An 18455-nucleotide genomic window follows, 5' to 3' on the forward strand; every position below is an offset into this window, starting at 1 on the left:
AACCATTCAGGGGGCGGTGGCGGAATCAGGCGAGGACGGCGGCTCGGGGACCACAGAGGCGATGGTATCCAGCGCCTGTTCGAAATCAAAGTTCCGAATGTGCACATCCACCGCCTTGAACACCGGGTCCAGGAATCCCTCCAACACGATGGCATTGTGTTGCAAAAACTCGGCGGCTGCCGGGTCGTCCTGCAACAACAGCGTGCGCAGCTGGTGCAGCAGCTCCGCGGGGGCCTTGGTCGGCACCGCACCGTCGGCATCGCCCAGGCCCGGCGCACTGGCAAGCCACTGCTCCAGCGCGCCGATCAGGGGCGCGAGCACCGCATCCAGCGCCGCCAGCAAGGGGGCGGTGGTCTCTGGCGGCTGCGGGCCCTTGCGCAGCAGGTCTTCGAGCTGGTAGGCGCGGTCTGCCACGGGCTGCGCACCGATGTTGGCGGCCACCGAACGCAGCGTGTGCGCCAGGCGCTCCGCCAGGCCCACCTCGCCTGCATCGAGCGCAGCCTGCATCTCACGCACCACCGTCGCCTGCCCTTGCGCGAACCGGCCCAGCATGTCGCCATAGAGCGCGGGCTTGCCCAGGGCACGCTGCAGCCCCAGCGCCGTATCCAGCCCCGCCACCAGGGGCCAGGCCACGGGCCTGGGGGGGCTCGGTGGCACGCCAGCGCCGTTGCGCAGCGGCGGCGGCGGCAATCCCTGGGGCACGCCCAGCCCGGGCCGCGGCTGTATCCAGCGCGCCAGTGCCTTCCACAGGGCGGCCGGGTCGATGGGCTTGGCCACGTGGTCGTTCATGCCGGCATCAAAGCAGCGCTGGCGGTCGGCGTCCATGGCATTGGCCGTCATGGCCACGATGGGCAGGCGCGCAAAGCGCGGGTCGGCGCGCAGGTGCCGGGTGGCCGTCTCGCCGTCCATCACGGGCATCTGCATGTCCATCAGCACCAGGTCGTAGCTGTCCTCGTGCAGCCGCTGGATGGCCACCTGCCCGTTGCCGGCCACATCCACGTCGAAGCCCGCATCGCGCAGCAGCTCCACGGCCACCATCTGGTTGAGCTCGTTGTCCTCGACCAGCAGCACCCGCGCACCGCGGATGGCCAGCGGCAGCTCGTCGGCCACGGGCGGCGGCACGTACTGGCGCTGCAGCGCGGGCAGGGCATGCTCCAGCGGCTGCATCAGGGTCTCGAGCAGCAGCGAGGCATTCACGGGCTTGATCAGCACCGTCTCGATGCCCTGCGCGCGCGCGGCGCGCATCACGTCCTCGCGCCCGTAGGCCGTGACCATGAGCATCTGCGGCACCTGGGGCATGCCCAGGCTGCGGATGTGCCCGGCCAGCTCGACACCATCCATGCCCGGCATGTGCCAGTCGAGCAGCAGCAGGCCGAAAAAGCGGTTCTTGGCCATGGCCTCGCGCAGGATCTCCAGCGCCTGCAGGCCCGAATAGGCCTGCTCGACCTCGAAGCCCATGGCCTGAAGCATGTCCGACAGCACCGTGGCCGCCGTGTGGTTGTCGTCCACCACCAGCACCCGGCGCCCCACCAGGTCCGGTGGCGGCAGCACCACCCGGGCCGGTGCGCCGCGCTCCAGCGGCAGGCTGACCCAGAAGGTCGAGCCGTTGCCGAACTCGCTGATCACCCCGACCTCGCCGCCCATCAGCTCGGCCAGGCTCTTGCAGATGGCCAGGCCCAGGCCGGTGCCGCCATAGCGGCGCGTGGTGGAGGTGTCGGCCTGCTGGAAGCTCTCGAACAGGCGCCCCATCTGCTCGGCCGTGAGGCCGATGCCCGTGTCGCGCACCTCGAAACGCAGGCTCACGCGCTTTTCGCTCTCTTCGAGCAACCGCACGGCAATGCTGATCTCGCCCTGGTCGGTGAACTTGATCGCGTTGTTGGCAAAGTTGATCAGGATCTGGCCCAGGCGCAGCGAATCGCCCAAGAGGTTGGGCGGCACGTTGGCGGCCACGTCGCACACCAGCTCCAGCCCCTTGGCCCCGGCCTTGTAGCCGACCACGTCGGTCACGCTCTCAAGCATGCGGTCAAGCACGAAGGGCTGCTTTTCCACCGTGAGCTTGCCCGCCTCGATCTTGGAGAAGTCCAGGATGTCGTTGATCACCCCCAGGAGGTGCTGGCCGGCCTGCTGGATCTTGCTCACGTAGTCGTGCTGGCGCGTGTTCAGTCCCGACTTGAGCGCCAGGTGCGACATGCCGATGATGGCGTTCATCGGCGTGCGGATCTCGTGGCTCATGTTGGCCAGGAAGTTGGACTTGAGTGCCGTGGACTCCTCGGCCAGCTCCTTGGCGCGGCGCAGGTCCTCCTCGGCACGCTGGCGGTCGGTGATGTCCACGAAGGTGCCGATGGCGCCGCCGGGCGAGCCGTCGGCACGCGCGAAGGCGTGCAGCCAGAACAGGGTGTGGTGCACCTGTCCGTCGGCATACGGCAGGTCCACTTCCCGGTGCACCGAGTCCAGCCCGTTCATCGCCTGCAGGTTGTCGCCCTGGAAGCGCGTGCGCTGCTCGGGCGGCAGGAAGTCGAGGTCGAGCACCGTCTTGCCCACCAGGTCGCTGCGGCGCACCCCGAAGGCCTGCTCGTAGGCGCGGTTGAAGCCGATGTAGCGCCCGTCCGCCCCCTTGTAGAACAGCGGCACGGGAATCGCATCGATCAGCGCCTGCTGGAAGCCCAGTTGCTCTTCCACCTGCTCCTCGAGCTGCTTTTGGTCCTGGATGTCCACGCTCACGCCCACCACGCGCACCGCACGGCCCGCATCGTCGCGCAGGATGCGCGCGGCCAGCAGGAACCAGCGCACCTCGCCGTCCGGGCGCACGATGCGCCAGGAGTTGCGCAGATCGGTAGCGCCGCCTTCCAGGCTGGCCCTGAAGTGCGCGCTGGCTTCTTCGCGGTCATCCGGATGCAGGCGATCGAGCCAGTAACCTAGCCCCATGGGTTGCGTGCCGGCGGGCAGGCCCAGCATGGACACGAGCTTGTCGGACCAGACCACGGTATCGGCGACCAGGTCGATATCGAACACGCCCACCTTGCCGGCCTCCTGGGCGATTTCCAGCCGCTCGTTGGCCTGCTGGATGGCGATCTCGCCCTTGCGCGCCTCGGTCACGTCCTCGATGACCCAGATGGAGGCCGAGCGGTAGCCCTCCATGTTGATGCGCCGCCCGGCCAGCCGGGCCTCGAAGCTGCTGCCATCGAGGCGGCGCAGCGTGGCCCGCTCGCGCAGCGCCTGGCCCGAAGCCAGCCGCTGCGCGATGAGCGCCGTGAAGCTGTCCGACTGCGCCTGGTCGCCGAACAGCGTGGTCACCTCGCCGCCCAGCAGTTGCGAAGCCGTGCCGCGCATGAGCTCCACGAAGGCCGGATTGAATTGGCGGAACTGCCCTTCGCAGACCAGCAGGATCGGCGGCGCATTGTCGAAGATGGCCGTCTGCTGCTCCAGCAGCTCGTTGAGCAGGCGCTCGCGCCGCTCCAGTTCGGATTGCGCACGCATGCGCTCCGAGACGTCCTCGTGCAGCCCGACGATGGCGATGCGCTTGCCGCGTTCATCGAACACGGGCGACAGCGTGGCCTCGTCGTGGTAGATGCTCGCGTCGCGGCGCCGGTTCACGAAGCTGCCGCGCCAGGAACGGCCCGACAGCAAGGTGGCCCACATGTCCTTGTAGGTCTGCGGCGGCGTCTGGTCGGTGGAGACGATGGACGGCTTCTTGCCGCGCACCTCGTCCAGCGCATAGCCGGTGTTGCGCTCGTACTGGGGGTTCACCCAGTCGATGCGCCCCTCCCCATCGGTGATGACCACCGCCACGGGGCTGCTCTCCAGCGCCGCGCCCAGCACCCGGAAACGCTCCAGCGCTACTGCCATGCGTGCGCGGCTGCGCAGCAGATCCAGCAGCAGCAGCCCGAGCAGGGCCAGCAGCACAAAGGCGGCGGCGCCCACCTGCCAGCGCAGCAGGGTGGGCACCAGGGTGCTGACATCGTCGAGCACCACCAGCTGCCACTGGCCCCCCGGGTCGTTCCACTCGATGCCGCGGCTCGCCACCGCATAGGTCACCCCATTGAGCAGCACCTCGCTGGCATCGGGTGCAAACGGCAGGGCGGAGGCCACGCCGTTCTCGAAATGGCGCCCGAACTGGCGCGATGCACGGATCGCGTCGATGCGCGCCTGCGTGAGCGGCGGCGCCACGGCGAACTGCCATTCGGGCCGGGTGGACGAGAAGGCCACGCCCTGGGGTGACAGCAGCAGGGCCGGGATGCCGGTGCTCGCCAGCAGCGCATCGACCACCTCGAAGCCCACCTTGAACATCACCACCCCGATGATGGTGCTGGTGGGCGAGTCGGTCTCGTACAGGGGCGCCGCATAGTACAGGCCCCGCTCCTGGCTGTTCACGCCGATGGCCGCATAGACGCTGATGGCGCCCTTCATGGCGGACTGGAAGTAGGGGCGAAACGCCAGGTTCGAGCCGGTCGCCCGCTCACCGGCGGTTTCGTGCGCGACCACGGTGCCATCGGCCGACATCACGTACACGCCACTGATCAGGAATCGCCCGCGTGCCACGGCCAGCCGCGCCAGCGAGCCCGGATCGTCCGGCGGCGTGTAGCCGCGCGCCATGTCCTTGAGCTGGGGCTCGCTCAGGCCCATGAGCGAGACGGCACCGATCAGGCCGCCCCCCGTGGTCTGCGTGATCAGCGCATCGGCCGCCTGCTGCACGATGCGCGTGCGCTCCAGCGCACGCTCCTGGCCGCGCCAGTAGACCACCGCCTGCACCACCAGCCAGGCGCCGAGCAGCGACAGCGCCACCACCAGTGCCAGGCCCCGCGTCCAGGCGGGATCGCGTTCGAGCACGCGATCCAGGAATCTTCCACCACCGTCGTTCTTGCTCACCTGCGCCATGCGCAGCCTCCGCCAGGCGGGGGTACCGCCCATGGATCATCATCAACGCGTCGGATCCAGCATTGCATCGATTTCCTCCACCGGCACAGGCCTGCCAAACAGATAGCCCTGGAACCCCTCGCAGCCATGCAGCCGAAGGAACCCCAGCTGCCCCGTCGTCTCCACCCCCTCGGCCACCACCTGCAAATCCAGGCTCTTGGCCAGCGCCAGGATGGTGCGCACGATGGCCGCATCGTTGGGGTCGCTGAGCACGTCGCGCACGAAGCTCTGGTCGATCTTGATCTGGTCCAGCGGCAGCCGCTTGAGGTAGGACAGGGACGAGTAACCGGTGCCGAAGTCATCGAGCGCGAAGCCCACGCCTTCGGCCTTGAGCTGTTCCATGCGCACGATGGTGTCTTCGATGTCCCCGAGCAGCAGGCTTTCGGTGAGTTCCAGCTTGAGCAGTTGGGGCCGGGCCTGGCAGTCCTTCAAGGTGCCCAGCACTTCGGCGACGAAGCCCGGTTGCCTGAACTGGCGCGCGCTGACGTTCACCGAGATGGACAGCTGGGCGGTGGCGGGCGATTGGCTCCAGCGCTGGAGTTGCCTGCAGGCGGTTTCCAGCACGTACTGGCCCAGTGGGAGGATCAGGCCGGTCTGCTCGGCCAGGGGGATGAAGTCGCCGGGGCTGATCATGCCGCGCTGGGGGTGGCGCCAGCGCACCAGGGCTTCGGCGCCTACGAGGCGTGCCTGGTGGTCGACGACGGGCTGGTAGTGCACGAGCAACTCGCTCCGGGCCAGGCCCTGGCGCAGGTCGGCTTCCAGGTTGGAGCGGGCGTTGACGGCCGCTTGCATGTCCGGGTCGAAGAAGCGCTGGGTGTTGCGCCCGGCGGCCTTGGCCTGGTACATGGCGAGGTCCGCCCGTTTGAGGAGTTCGTCGACCGACAGGCGTTCGTCGCCAAACAGGGTGATGCCGATGCTGGGGGTGCTGTAGTGCTGCTGGCCCCCGAGGGCGAAGGGCTGGTTCAGGCTGGCCAGGAGTTTTTCGGCGACGGTTTCGGCCTGGGCGGCGGCGTCCTGCAGCTCGGGGTTCAGGTTGTCGAGCATGACGACGAATTCGTCGCCGCCAAAGCGCGCCACGGTGTCGGCTTCGCGCACGCTGCCCACCAGCCGGGTGGCGACCTGGGACAGCAACTGGTCGCCCATGTCGTGGCCCAGGGTGTCGTTGAGGTCCTTGAAGTTATCGAGGTCGATGAACAGCAGGGCACCGAGGTTCTTGCTGCGCTGGCAGGCGGCGATGGAGCGTTGCAGGCGGTCCAGCAGCAGGCGCCGATTGGGCAGGCCCGTGAGCGCGTCGTAGAACGCCAGGCGCTCGATCTCCTGCTCTGCGCGCTTGCGGTCGGTGATGTCCATGGTGAAGCCATGCGAGACCACCGAGCCGTCGGCCTCGCGGTGCGGCACGGCATTCGTCATGTGCCAGCGGATGCTGCCATCGGGCATGCGCACCCGGTACTCGCACTGCCAGGGCACGAGCTTGCGCACCGACTGCAGGGCCGAGCGCTGCAGCACCGGCCGGTCCTCGGCCAGCACCCAGTTGGAGAGCACGCCATGGTCGGCCGTCACCTCGTGCGGCTCCACGCCCATGAAGTCGCGCACCGCGTCGCTGATGTACTGCACGCTGGTGACACCGTCCAGGTGCAGGCGGTACTGGTAGATGAAGCCCGGGATGCGGCTGGCAATGCGCTGGATGAACAGCAGTTGCTCACGCAGCTGCTCGGCAGCGCGGCGCTCGTCGGTCACGTCCTGCACCACGCCCATGTCCACGCGCATGCCGTCCTTGGCCGTGAGGCGGCGCACGCGCGAGCGCATCCAGCGGATCTCGCCATCCGGGCGCTTCCAGCGGTACTCGACATCGGCGCCGGTGCCGCGCTCGCGCGCGGTCTCGAACACATGGCGGTCCTCGGCCAGGATGCCGCTGACGGCCCGCTCGGGGCTCATCCACTCCTGGCGCTCCACGCCGGCGATGTCGCACAGGCCGGGGGACCACAGCAGCACCGTCTCGCCCGGGTCCTCGATGCGCCGCCAGTGCCCGGTCTGGGCCAGGCTCTCCATGGTGTTGAACACATCGGTCTGCTCGCGCAACTCGCGCCGCACATCCTGCAGCGCATGTTCGGCAGCGGCCAGCGCGGCGCGCAGGCTCTCGGCCTCGCTCGCATCGCGCACCGTGACGACGATGGAGCCGTTGTCCAGCCGGCGTGCCGACACGTCCCAGGCCACCAGCAGCCGCCCCGGCTCGCGCGCCACCTGGCGGCACTCGAGCAGCACGCCGGTGCGAGCCACGGTCTGCAGCTGGTCCACGAGCCTGGTGCCCGCCAACAGGTCGAAGACGTCGACCGCATCGGCGCCGCTGACCCGCACGCCGCCCAGGCCGGGCATGCGCCGCGCAGCGGAGTTGGCGGCGCGCAAAAGCAGCCGCCCATCCTGCGGGCGGAATTCCATCAGTGCCACGGGCACGGCATCGAGGAGGGCCTGCAGGCGCACCTGCGCCGAAGACTCCACGAAGTCTTCGCTGGCACCCGCAAACAGATCGGTCAGGAGTTCGGCAGAAATCACAGTCGCTCTGAAACCTCTCACAACGATGGACCGCACATTGTCATGGCGGCGGCAGCCACCAATGTACACCGCAAAGTATGTCAAAACGTAACAAACCTGAATCACCCATTCGGGCAGTTACCTCCCCGGTGGTACAGGCGCATGTTCCCACGTTCTGCCGCCGGGGCATTCTTATTTGTGTGCGGGCCCGCCTGCAGCCCGGGCCGGTGCCCGGCTGTGGGGGACGAAGGCCGCCTGCCACCGGCGCCCCGACCAGCCCCTTTCGCGCCCCGCCAGCGCCACTTCGTCGCACGCCGGTGGCGGCACGGCCAGGGCCTTCCTAGAGTGCGGTCACTGGAGACGCGGTGTCTCCATCCCCACCCTGGAGAACTTCCCCATGACGATGGCTTCACGCCCTTTGGCGACCCCCTTCCTCCCGCGCACGGCACGGGCACTGGCGCTGGCCGGCGCCGTCCTGGCCCTGGGCAACGCGCACGCGCTCGACCTCACCGTGGAGGTGAAGAACACCAAGGCGGACAAGGGGCCCGTGCTGGGCGCGGTCTACGGGTCTGCCGACGGCTGGCTCCAGTTCAGCAAGGCCGTGCAGAGCGGGATGGCCCCGGTGGCGGGCGACAAGGCCGTGATGGTGCTGCGCGACCTGCCCGCCGGCAGCTACGCGCTGTCGATCTACCAGGACGAGAACGGCAACGGCAAGCTCGATACCAACCTGGTCGGCATCCCCCAGGAGCGCACCGGCTTCAGCCGCGACGCCCAGGGCAACATGGGCCCGCCCCGTTTCCAGGATGCGGCCGTGGATCTGCAGCAGGACACCACGATCACCATCCAGCTGCGCTGACTGCACGGCGCACAAGGAACACGCACATGGACCGCCGCCTCTTTTGCCAATCCCTGGCCCTGGGAACCGCCGGCAGCGCGCTGACCGCGCTGCCCGTTCTGTCTTTCGCCGCAAACGCCGGCGGACCCGAGGCCGGGTCCACGCTGAGCGCCTTCAACCAGCAGCGCAGCCGCGCGCCCTGGACCCTGGGCTTCGAGGGCCTGCAGGCCGACCTGGCGCCCGAGCCGATGCAGCTGCGCGGCAAGCTGCCCCGGGACCTGCGCGGCACCCTGCTGCGCAACGGCCCCGCGCAGCACAGCCTGGACGAGGTGCGCTACCAGCACTGGTTCGATGGCGACGGGATGATCCAGCAGTACCGCTTTGGCGACCAGGGCATCACGCACCAGGGACGCTTCCTGCGCACGCAGAAGTTTGTGGCCGAGAACGCGGCCGGCCGCCGCCTGTACCACAGCTTCGGCACCGAGGTGGCCGGCGCCAGCCCCATGCCCACGGCCGACGCGGGCAACGTGGCCAACACCAGCGTGGTGCACCACGCGGGCGAGACCCTGGCCCTGTGGGAGGGCGGCTCGGCCACCCTGTTCGATGCCCGGACGCTGGAAACCGGCGGCCTCAAGACCTGGACGCCGGAACATGCGGGCATGCCGTTTTCGGCCCACCCCAAGATCGGTGCCGACGGCAGCCTGTGGAATTTCGGCGTGAGCAGCACACACGGCCTGCTGTCGATCTACCAGGTCTCGGCCCAGGGACAGGTGCGCACCGCCACGCTCAAGGTGCCGGACATGGCCATGGTGCATGACTTCGCGGTGACCGAGCAGCACCTGGTGTTTCTGCTGCCGCCGCTCATCTTCGATCGGGAGCGGGCCCATGCGGGCAGCACCTTCATGGACAGCCACGTCTGGAGGCCGGAGCTGGGCATGCGGGCCCTGGTGCTGCACAAGGACCGGCTCGACCAGCCGCAATGGATGGAGCTGCCCACCGGCTTCCTGTTCCATACCGGCAATGCCTGGGAGGACCGGAACGGCGTCATCCACCTCGACTACGTCCGCACGCAGGATGCCTCGGGCGTGGTCCAGGGCTTTCGCGCGCTGATGCGTGGCGAGTTCGGCGGCGAGCCGGCACATGCCGTGGCCCGGGTGGAGCTCGATACGCGCAGCGGCCGCGCGCGGCAGACCCTGCAGGCGCACCACGCCGAGTTCCCGCGCATCGACCCGCGCTTCGTCGGCCGCCGGCACACAGAGCTCTTCATGGCCGAACGCGTGGCCGTGTCGAACCGCCCGGGCTTCGACTGCGTGGCGCGCCTCCAGCTGGACAGCGGCAAGGTGGACCGCTACCGCTACGGCGCCGACGTGATGGTCGAGGAGCATGTGTTCATCCCCGCCCGCAGCGCAAGCGCCAAGGAGGGCGAGGGCTGGCTGGTGGGCACGGCGCTGGACCTACTCCGCCGGCGCACGCTGCTCTCGGTGTTCGACGCGCGCCGGCTGGCCCAGGGCCCGCTGGCCCAGGGCAGCATGGACCGGGCGGTGCCGCTGGGCTTTCACGGGACCTTCATCCCGGCCTAGGGTGCAAAGGGGCTCGGCCCGGGCAATCGAACGCGACACCAGCGGTTTGCGTTCGATCGCGGCGTTCAGCGTTTGGCGCTTTGCGCAATGGCGAAGGCCGCGGCAGGCTGGCGGGCCAGTTCGATGAAGGCCCGCACGTAATCGATGGCGGTCTCCGCCTCGCGTGCGCCCAGGAAGATCTGCTTGGCGATGCCGCGCGCACCCAGCCGCACGGGCACCACGTCCATCTTGGCCGCGTACTCCTCGACCAGCCAGCGCGGCAGGGCGGCCACACCGCGGCCGCTGGCCACCATCTGCAGCATGATGTCGGTGGTTTCGATGGCCTTGTGGCGCCTGGGCGTGACGCCGGCGGGCAGCAGGAACTGGTTGTAGATGTCCAGGCGTTCGATGTCCACGGGGTAGCTGATGAGCACCTCCTGGGTGAGTTGCTGCGGCTTCACGTAGGCTGCACCGGCCAGCGCATGGCCCCTGGCCACGACGAGCACCTGCTCGTAATCGAACACGGGCTCGAACTTCAGCCCGGGCTTGAACAGCGGGTCGGGCGTGACCAGGAGGTCGATCTCGTAGCCGAAGAGCGCGCCGATCCCGCCGAACTGGAATTTCTGCTTCACGTCCACATCCACGTCGGGCCATGCGGCCAGGTAGGGTGACACCACCTTGAGCAGCCACTGGTAGCACGGGTGGCATTCCATGCCGATGCGCAGCGCACCGCGCTCGCCCTGCGCGAACTGGCCCAGGCGCTCCTCAGCCAGATCCAGTTGCGGCAGCACCCGGTTGGCCACCGCCAGCAGGTACTGGCCGGCCTGCGTCAGGCGCAGGCTGCGGCCTTCGCGCAACCAGATGTCGGTGCCCAGTTGCTGCTCCAGCTTCTTCATGCTGTGGCTCAGGGCCGACTGGGTCAGGTTCAGCACGCCTGCAGCGGCCGTCAACGACCCTTGTTTTTCGACCTGCTGGACGATGCTGAGGTGGATTCGCTCAAGCATTCAGATGATCCGTTTTCATGGATTTATGAAATAAGACCATTTTACTTCATCGATAACCACCACTAGCATCCACCCCATGAAAGCAAACACGGCACATCCACCCCTGCGCATCGTCGCGGTTTCTGGCGGGCTGCAGCGTCCCTCCAAGGCTGCAACCCTGGCAGGGCATCTGCTGGACCTGATCGCCGACGAACTCCCGTGCGAACAGCGCCTGGTCGAACTGGGCCAGCTCGCACCGCAGTGGGCCGGCGCGGTCTGGCGCTCGCAACTGCCCGACACGGTGGAGCGGGCGCTGGCCACGGTCGAGCAAGCCGACGTTCTGGTGGTGGCAACACCGGTGTACCGGGGCGCCTACACGGGGCTGTTCAAGCACTTCTTCGACTTCGTCCACCAGGACGCCCTGGTCGACAAGCCCGTTTTGCTGGCGGCCACCGGTGGCAGCGAGCGCCATGCCTTGGTCATCGACCACCAGTTGCGGCCGTTGTTCAGCTTCTTCCAGGCGCGCACCTTGCCGCTGGGCGTCTATGCCACAGACCCCGATTTCGCCGACCACCGGCTGCAGAGCGAAGCCCTGATCGAGCGGGCCCGGCTGGCAGTCCAACGGGCAATGCCACTCCTTGAACTGGCGCGGCACGCCAGGCCCTTGCAGGCCGAAGACGTGGTGCTGGCCTGAGCCATGAACCGCCCCTCCTCCCCCTAATCAGCCCACCCCATCGCCATGCACCAAGAACCTGCCTTTCACCTCAATAGCATCAGCTTCGATGAAAACTACCAGCCATCGGACAGCACGCGCATCACCACCAACTTTGCCAACCTGGCCCGCGGAACGAGCCGGCAGCAGAACCTGCGCAACACGCTGCGGATGATCGACAACCGCTTCAATGACCTGGCGCATTGGGACAATCCGACGGGAGACCGCTACGCGGTGGAACTGGAGATCATCTCCGTCGAGATGAGTCTTGGCGCCAAGGGCAGCGGTGGTGCGTTTCCGCTGATCGAGATCCTCAAAACCTGCATCCTCGACAAGAAAACCAACAAGCGCATCGACGGCATCGCGGGCAACAATTTCTCCTCCTACGTGCGCGACTACGACTTCAGCGTCGTGCTTCCGGAATACAACGCCCATCGCACGGAATTCGGCACGCCGGCCGATTTTGGCGACCTGCATGGCAAGCTGTTCCAGCAGTTTGCCAACTCGGCCCTTTACAAGCAGCACTTCGGCAAGCCCCCGGTCATCTGCATCAGCGCCTCGACCAGCAAGACCTACCAGCGCACCGGAAACCAGCACCCGGTGCTGGGTGTCGAGTACCAGCAGAATGAACTGTCCTCGACCGACCAGTACTTTGCCAAAATGGGGATGCAGGTGCGATTCTTCATGCCGCCGAATGGCGTTGCGCCATTGGCTTTCTACTGTCACGGCGACCTTCTGGGCGACTACACGAACCTGGAGTTGATCGGCACCATCAGCACCATGGAAACCTTCCAGAAGATCTATCGCCCCGAAATCTACAACGCCAATTCAGCCGCCGGAAAAATCTACCAGCCGAGCCTGAAGAACCAGGATTATTCGTCGACCCAGATTGTCTACGACCGCGAGGAACGCAGCCAGCTGGCCGTAACGCAGGGGAAATTTGCACAAGAGCATTTCATCAAGCCGTACAAGAACGTTCTTGAACAATGGGCTGCCACCTGTGCGCTCTGATACCCAACGGCCTCAGCATATGCTCACCCCATCCCTCTTTGCTTCAAAGGAATTTTCAGATGTTTGAAACCTCCATCGCCGGCAGCCTGCCCAAGCCCGCCTGGCTGGCCGAAACCAACAAGCTCTGGCCCCAGTGGATGGCCGAAGGCGATGCGCTGCGCCAGGCCAAGGCCGACGCGACCCTGCTGTGGATCAAGGCCCAGGAAGACGCCGGCCTGGACATCGTGGGCGACGGCGAGCAGTCGCGCCAGCATTTCGTGCACGGCTTCCTGGAGCAGGTCGAGGGCATCGACTTCGAGCACAAGGTGAAGATGGGCATCCGCGACAACCGCTACGACGCGATGGTGCCGCAGGTGGTTTCGGCCCTGCGCCTGAAGGGCCGGGTGCACGCCTTCGAGGCGCAGCTGGCGCGCGCCCACACGAAGAAGAAGCTCAAGTTCACCCTGCCCGGCCCGATGACCATCGTCGACACCGTGGCCGACCGCTTCTATGGCGACAAGGTGAAGATGGCCTTCGCGTTTGCCGAACTGCTCAACCAGGAAGCCCTGGCGCTGCAGGCCGATGGCGTGGACATCATCCAGTTCGACGAGCCCGCGTTCAACGTCTACATGAAGGACGCCGCCGACTGGGGCGTGCAGGCGCTCGAACGCGCGGCGCAGGGCCTGACCTGCACGACGGCGGTGCACATCTGCTACGGCTACGGCATCAAGGCCAATACCGACTGGAAGAGCACCCTGGGCGACGAATGGCGCCAGTATGAGGCGGTGTTCCCTGCCCTGGCCAAGAGCAGCATCGACCAGGTGAGCCTGGAATGCATCCACTCCCATGTGCCGCCCGACCTGATGAAGCTGCTGGACGGCAAGGACGTGATGGTCGGCGTGATCGATGTGGCCAGCGACGTGGTCGAGACGCCCGAGGAAGTGGCCGACACCATAGCCCGGGCGCTGGAGTTCGTGCCCAAGGAGCGGCTGTTTCCGTGCACCAATTGCGGTCTGGCGCCGATGGGGCGGGACGTGGCGTGGCGCAAGCTGCAAGCGCTGGCAGCGGGCACCAAGCTGGCCAAGGAGCGGCTTGCCGCTGCGTGACGCGCACCCGGCCGTCCATCCTGGCGCAGGCGGCCGCCGTTGATCGCAACAGCCGCAAGACAACCCATGGGGCCGGTGGGGCCGCGGCCACAGGGCCCGTTGTCAACCACAAAGCCCCCCGCTGCGGCGGGGGGCTGCCTCGCATTGCGGGGCTCCTTACCCAGCCCCCGGCACTCCAGGTGGGGCCACCTCGTGCGGCGGGCGAGAATACGGCCCCGCGCACCATACCGAATTGCGCCAGAATTACCCCAAGCGCTGGCCCCATGCCGCCAAGTCATTGATTTAAATGGATAAAGCAGACATATCCTCGCACACCCCCATGATGCAGCAGTACTTCACGCTGAAGGCTGCGCACCCGGACACGCTCGTCTTCTACCGCATGGGCGACTTCTACGAGCTGTTCTATGCCGACGCGGAAAAGGCCGCGCGCCTGCTGGACATCACGCTGACCCAGCGCGGCCAGTCCGGCGGGCAGCCCGTCATCATGGCCGGCGTGCCCTTCCATGCGCTGGAGAACTACCTGGGCCGGCTGATCAAGATGGGCGAGTCGGTCGCCATCTGCGAGCAGGTGGGCGACGTGGCCACGGCCAAGGGGCCGGTGGAGCGCAAGGTGGTGCGCGTGGTCACCCCCGGCACGCTGACCGATACCGAGCTGCTCTCGGACAAGGCCGAATCCATGCTGCTGGCCGTGCACCAGGGCCCGCGCGGGCGCTCTGGCCTGGCCTGGCTGAGCGTGACGCAGGGCCGCGTGTACCTGGCCGAGTGCACACAGGACGAGGTCGGCGCCTGGCTGGCGCGCGTGGCGCCCAGCGAGGTGATCTACAGCGCCGGCGTGACCGAGCGCTTCGAGCAGCAGTTGCAGGTGCTGCGCCAGGGCGGCGCCTTCACCTGCCCCATGGGCCCCCGGCCCGACTGGCAGTTCGACGCCACGCTGGGCGAGCGCAAGCTGCTCGAGCACCTGGGCGCCGCCAGCCTGCAGGCCTGGGGCGCGCAGGAACTGACCCAGGCCCATGCTGCCGCAGCGGGCCTGCTGGCCTATGCCGAGCACACCCAGGGCCGCACGCTGACCCATGTGCACAGCGTGCAGGTGCAGCGCGGCGACGATTTGATCGACCTGCCGGCCAGCACGCGCCGCAACCTGGAGATCACCCGCACGCTGCGCGGCGAGGATGCGCCCACCCTGTTCTCGCTGCTCGACACCTGCATGACCGGCATGGGCAGCCGCTTGCTCAAGACCTGGCTGCTGGAGCCCCCGCGCGACCGCACCGCAGCGCGCCGACGCCTGGCCGCCACCACGGCGCTGCGCGGTGCCGGCGGGTCGGGTGGCGGCGCCGGCCCCTGGGCCACGCTGCGCGGCGAACTCAAGGGCGTGAGCGATGTGGAGCGCATCACCGCGCGCATCGCCCTGCGTCAGGTGCGCCCGCGCGAACTGGTGGGCCTGTGCAAGACGCTGCACAAGGCGGCCCTGCTGGCCCGTGCCGGCCAGGCCGCCGAGCCCTACCTGGCGGAGATCTTCGAACAGCTCCACCCGCCGGTGGATTGCCCCGAGCTGCTGCAGCGCGCCATCACCGAGGAGCCCGCGGCGCTGGTGCGCGACGGCGGCGTCATGGCCACGGGTTTCGACAGCGAGCTCGACGAGCTGCGCGCCATCCAGACCAACTGCGACGACTTCCTGCTCGACCTGGAGACGCGCGAGAAGGCCCGCACCGGCATCGCCAACCTGCGCGTGCAGTTCAACAAGGTGCACGGTTTCTACATCGAGGTGACCAGCAGCAACCTGGACAAGGTGCCCGATGACTACCGCCGCCGCCAGACCCTGAAGAACGCCGAGCGCTTCATCACGCCCGAGCTCAAGACCTTCGAGGACAAGGCGCTGTCAGCCAACGAGCGTGCGCTGGCGCGCGAGAAATGGCTGTACGAGCAGGTGCTGGACCAGCTGCAGCCGCATGTACCGGCCCTCACCCGCCTGGCCCAGGCGCTGGCCGCCCTGGACGTGCTGTGCGCCCTCGCCGAGCGCTCGCTCACGCTGAACTGGTGCGCGCCGCAGTTCGTGGCCGAACCCTGCATCGAGATCGAGGACGGCCGCCACCCGGTGGTGGAGGCGCGCCTGGCCGAGGTCTCGGCCGGCAGCTTCATCGCCAACCACACGCGCCTGAACGCCAACACGCGCATGCAGGTCATCACCGGCCCCAACATGGGCGGCAAGTCGACCTACATGCGCCAGGTGGCGCTCATCGTGCTGCTGGCCAGCATGGGCAGCCACGTGCCGGCCAGCGCCTGCCGCCTGGGGCCCATCGACGCCATCCACACCCGCATCGGCGCGGCCGACGACCTGGCCAACGCGCAGTCGACCTTCATGCTGGAGATGACCGAGGCCGCGCAGATTTTGCACGCCGCCACACCGCACAGTCTGGTGCTGATGGACGAGATCGGCCGCGGTACCAGCACCTTCGACGGCCTGGCCCTGGCCAGCGGCATCGCAACGCACCTGCACGACAGGACGCGCGCCTTCACGCTGTTCGCCACGCACTATTTCGAGCTGACCGAGCTGCCCGCCAAGGCGAAACACGCGGTCAACATGCATGTGAGCGCGGCCGAGGCGGGTGCCGACATCGTGTTTTTGCACGAGATCCAGCCCGGCCCTGCCAGCCGCAGCTACGGCATCCAGGTGGCCAAGCTCGCGGGCGTGCCCGGCCCGGTGCTGAACCACGCACGCCACGCGCTGGCCGCGCTGGAAGAGCGCGCAGGCGAGGACGAACTGCAGGTGGACCTGTTTGCCGTGCCGGCCATGCCCGAGAGCGCAGGCGCGAGCCCGGTCGAGGCCCTGCTGTCCACCATCCACCCCGATGCGCTGAGCCCGCGCGAGGCGCTCGACGCGCTCTACCAGCTCAAGAAGCTGGTGGGGTGAGGGAGCCTCACTCCAGCTTCAAGCCGATGTCCTTGATGAGTTGGCCCCAGCGCGCGCGCTCAACCTTGGCGTAGGCATTCATCTCCTCGGGCGTGCCGGGAACGGCCTCCACGCCCAGGGTCTGGAAGCGGGCCTTCACCGGGGTCGAGTTCAGGGCCTGCTGCAGGGCGGCGTTCAGGCGCTGCACCTCGGCAGCGGGCATGGAGGCGTTGACCGACAGGCCCTGCCAGGCAAAGGCCTCGAAATCCTTGAGGCCCTGCTCCATCAGCGTGGGCACCTCGGGCAGCGTGGCCATGCGCTTGCTGCTGGCCACCGCGATGGCGCGCAGGTTGCCGCCCGTGATGTTGGGCATGCCGCCGGCCGACTCGACGAACATGAAGGGAACCTGGCCGCCCATGATGTCCTGGATGGCGGGGGTGACGCCGCGGTAGGGCACGTGCGTCATCTTCAGGCCCGTGCGCTGGCGCAGCAGTTCCATGGCCAGGTGGTGCGGCGTGCCGGCACCCGGCGATGCGAAGTTGACGCCCTCGGGCTGGGCCTTGGCCCAGGCCACGAATTCCTGGAAGTTGCGCACCGGCAGCTTGGGCGACACCACCAGGATCAGCGGAAAGCGCACCAGCATGCCCACCGAGGCCAGGTCCTTGTCCACGTTGTAGCTGAGCTTGCTGTACAGCCAGGGGTTGGTGGCCAGCACCGCATAGTCGCCCGTGAGCAGCAGGTTGCCGGGGGTGGACGAGCGTGCCACGTAGTCGGCCGCGATGTTGTGCGCGGCACCCGGCTTGTTGACCACCACGATGGTCTGTCCCAGCGTCTTGCCCATCTGGTCGGCGACGGTGCGGGCGACGATGTCGGTGCCGCCCCCGGGGGACATGCCCACCACCCATTCGAGCGGGCGGCGCTCCTGGGCGCTGGCGCCCGGGGACAGGCAGGGGATGGCGAGCGCGGCGGCGGCGCACAGGGCCGAGCGGCGGCTGGGATGGATCGTTGGCATGGCTTGTCTCCTCACGGGTTGTTGGCAGGGAAGGCGCTTTTCAAGGTAATTAATTAACTAGCTCACTGACTAAATTTGAGCGATGGCGATGGCCTGACAGGCGGTGTGCTCAGTAAGGGCTTGCCACGCCCGGCACGGCCTGGATGGCTGGGCGCCTGGCAAAGTGGCAGGCCAGCTCGGTCGCGGCACGCACCAGCAGCGTGGTGTCCACCCCCACGGCGACGAACAGTGCCCCGGCGTCAAGGTAGGTCTGGGCCAGCGCCCGGTCGGCCATCAGGATGCCGGCGGCCTTGCCGGCGCGGCGCACGGTGGCGATGCCATCGAGGATGGCGCGCTGCACCTCGGGATGCCCGGGCTGGCCCCGGTAGCCCATGGATGCGGACAGGTCGGCCGGGCCGAAAAAGACACCGTCCACGCCCTCGGTCTCGGCGATGGCCTGCAGGTTCTGCAGGGCCAGCGGTGTCTCGGCCTGTACCAGCAGGCACATCTGGCCATTGGCGCGGTTCAGGTAGTCCTCCACCTGGTTCCAGCGCGAGGCACGCGCCAGCGCCGCGCCCATGCCGCGCATGCCCTCGGGCGCATAGCGCATGGCGCGCACCATCAGCGCAGCATGCTCGGGCGTGTCGACCATGGGGACGAGCAGGGTCTGCGCGCCCACGTCCAGGTACTGCTTGACCAGGGCCACGTCGCCCTGCACCGGGCGCACCACAGGCTGCACCGGGTACGGGGCCACGGCCCGCAACTGGTCGAGCACGCTGCGCACGTCGTTGGGCGCGTGCTCGCCATCGAGCAGCAGCCAGTCGAAACCGCAGCCGGCCAGGGCCTCGGCCGCGTTGGCATCGGCCAGGCCGACCCACAGGCCGATCTGCGGCCGGCCCGCGCGCAGCGCGTTGCGAAAATGGTTCTCGGGGATCTGCTGCATGGTGTG

The 18455-nt window shown here is 68.0% G+C and carries 11 protein-coding genes; 6 read left to right on the plus strand and 5 right to left on the minus strand.

The annotated features are described in order from the left end of the window. Window positions 1-6: 6 nt before the first annotated feature. Entirely contained in the window at window positions 7-4875 is a 4869-nt protein-coding gene (locus AC07PF_RS22910) for a PAS domain S-box protein (RefSeq protein WP_494613520.1), read from the minus strand. Window positions 4876-4917: 42 nt separating this feature from the next. Beyond that, on the minus strand, window positions 4918-7464 hold the full coding sequence (locus tag AC07PF_RS22915) for a sensor domain-containing protein (RefSeq protein WP_494613394.1): 2547 nt from the start codon (window positions 7462-7464) through the stop codon (window positions 4918-4920). A 376-nt stretch (window positions 7465-7840) separates the two neighbouring features. On the opposite strand from AC07PF_RS22915, the gene AC07PF_RS22920 reads away from it, so the two are divergent. Beyond that, window positions 7841-8299 carry a DUF2141 domain-containing protein gene (locus tag AC07PF_RS22920; protein WP_494604826.1) on the plus strand — a complete coding sequence of 153 codons (459 nt, stop codon included), beginning with the start codon at window positions 7841-7843 and terminating at the stop codon, window positions 8297-8299. Window positions 8300-8325: 26 nt separating this feature from the next. Further along, a complete protein-coding gene (locus AC07PF_RS22925; protein ID WP_494613395.1) occupies window positions 8326-9858 on the plus strand; it encodes a carotenoid oxygenase family protein in 1533 nt (510 codons plus the stop codon). A gap of 65 nt (window positions 9859-9923) precedes the next feature. Here the strand turns inward: AC07PF_RS22925 and AC07PF_RS22930 are convergent, their stop codons facing one another. Continuing rightward, window positions 9924-10841, minus strand: a complete 918-nt coding sequence (locus AC07PF_RS22930) for a LysR family transcriptional regulator (RefSeq protein WP_494613396.1) — start codon at window positions 10839-10841, stop codon at window positions 9924-9926. 76 nt (window positions 10842-10917) lie between these two features. On the opposite strand from AC07PF_RS22930, the gene msuE reads away from it, so the two are divergent. The 4 genes from msuE to mutS all read left to right on the plus strand — a co-directional run bounded on the left by msuE (window position 10918) and on the right by mutS (window position 16536). Further along, a complete protein-coding gene (msuE, locus tag AC07PF_RS22935) occupies window positions 10918-11514 on the plus strand; it encodes an FMN reductase (RefSeq protein WP_494613397.1) in 597 nt (198 codons plus the stop codon). Window positions 11515-11559: 45 nt separating this feature from the next. Beyond that, complete coding sequence (locus AC07PF_RS22940; protein ID WP_494613398.1) at window positions 11560-12543, plus strand: DUF1852 domain-containing protein; 984 nt, start codon at window positions 11560-11562, stop codon at window positions 12541-12543. Window positions 12544-12602: 59 nt separating this feature from the next. Next, entirely contained in the window at window positions 12603-13628 is a 1026-nt protein-coding gene (locus tag AC07PF_RS22945) for a methionine synthase (RefSeq protein ID WP_494613399.1), read from the plus strand. Window positions 13629-13914: 286 nt separating this feature from the next. Further along, the gene (gene mutS, locus AC07PF_RS22950) at window positions 13915-16536 is read left to right on the plus strand and encodes a DNA mismatch repair protein MutS (protein ID WP_494613400.1); all 2622 of its coding nucleotides are present in this window, start codon (window positions 13915-13917) and stop codon (window positions 16534-16536) included. Between the two features lie 7 nt (window positions 16537-16543). On the opposite strand, the gene AC07PF_RS22955 is transcribed toward mutS, so the two are convergent. Together AC07PF_RS22955 and hpaI are read right to left on the minus strand one after the other, a co-directional pair. Then, window positions 16544-17527, minus strand: coding sequence for a Bug family tripartite tricarboxylate transporter substrate binding protein (locus tag AC07PF_RS22955; RefSeq protein WP_494613401.1), 984 nt, complete (start codon window positions 17525-17527; stop codon window positions 16544-16546). Between the two features lie 109 nt (window positions 17528-17636). Further along, window positions 17637-18449 carry a 4-hydroxy-2-oxoheptanedioate aldolase gene (gene hpaI, locus AC07PF_RS22960; RefSeq protein WP_494613402.1) on the minus strand — a complete coding sequence of 271 codons (813 nt, stop codon included), beginning with the start codon at window positions 18447-18449 and terminating at the stop codon, window positions 17637-17639. Window positions 18450-18455: the final 6 nt, after the last annotated feature.

This window comes from Acidovorax sp. GW821-FHT10A04 (assembly GCF_059415825.1).

What these genes read in the sequence shown, in the direction of transcription:
- AC07PF_RS22910 (WP_494613520.1), bottom strand. Translation starts at nt 4,875, where the DNA reads ATGGCGCAGGTGAGCAAGAACGACGGTGGTGGAAGATTCCTGGATCGC.
- AC07PF_RS22920 (WP_494604826.1), top strand. Translation starts at nt 7,841, where the DNA reads ATGACGATGGCTTCACGCCCTTTGGCGACCCCCTTCCTCCCGCGCACG.
- AC07PF_RS22925 (WP_494613395.1), top strand. Translation starts at nt 8,326, where the DNA reads ATGGACCGCCGCCTCTTTTGCCAATCCCTGGCCCTGGGAACCGCCGGC.
- AC07PF_RS22930 (WP_494613396.1), bottom strand. Translation starts at nt 10,841, where the DNA reads ATGCTTGAGCGAATCCACCTCAGCATCGTCCAGCAGGTCGAAAAACAA.
- msuE (WP_494613397.1), top strand. Translation starts at nt 10,918, where the DNA reads ATGAAAGCAAACACGGCACATCCACCCCTGCGCATCGTCGCGGTTTCT.
- AC07PF_RS22940 (WP_494613398.1), top strand. Translation starts at nt 11,560, where the DNA reads ATGCACCAAGAACCTGCCTTTCACCTCAATAGCATCAGCTTCGATGAA.
- AC07PF_RS22945 (WP_494613399.1), top strand. Translation starts at nt 12,603, where the DNA reads ATGTTTGAAACCTCCATCGCCGGCAGCCTGCCCAAGCCCGCCTGGCTG.
- mutS (WP_494613400.1), top strand. Translation starts at nt 13,915, where the DNA reads ATGGATAAAGCAGACATATCCTCGCACACCCCCATGATGCAGCAGTAC.
- AC07PF_RS22955 (WP_494613401.1), bottom strand. Translation starts at nt 17,527, where the DNA reads ATGCCAACGATCCATCCCAGCCGCCGCTCGGCCCTGTGCGCCGCCGCC.
- hpaI (WP_494613402.1), bottom strand. Translation starts at nt 18,449, where the DNA reads ATGCAGCAGATCCCCGAGAACCATTTTCGCAACGCGCTGCGCGCGGGC.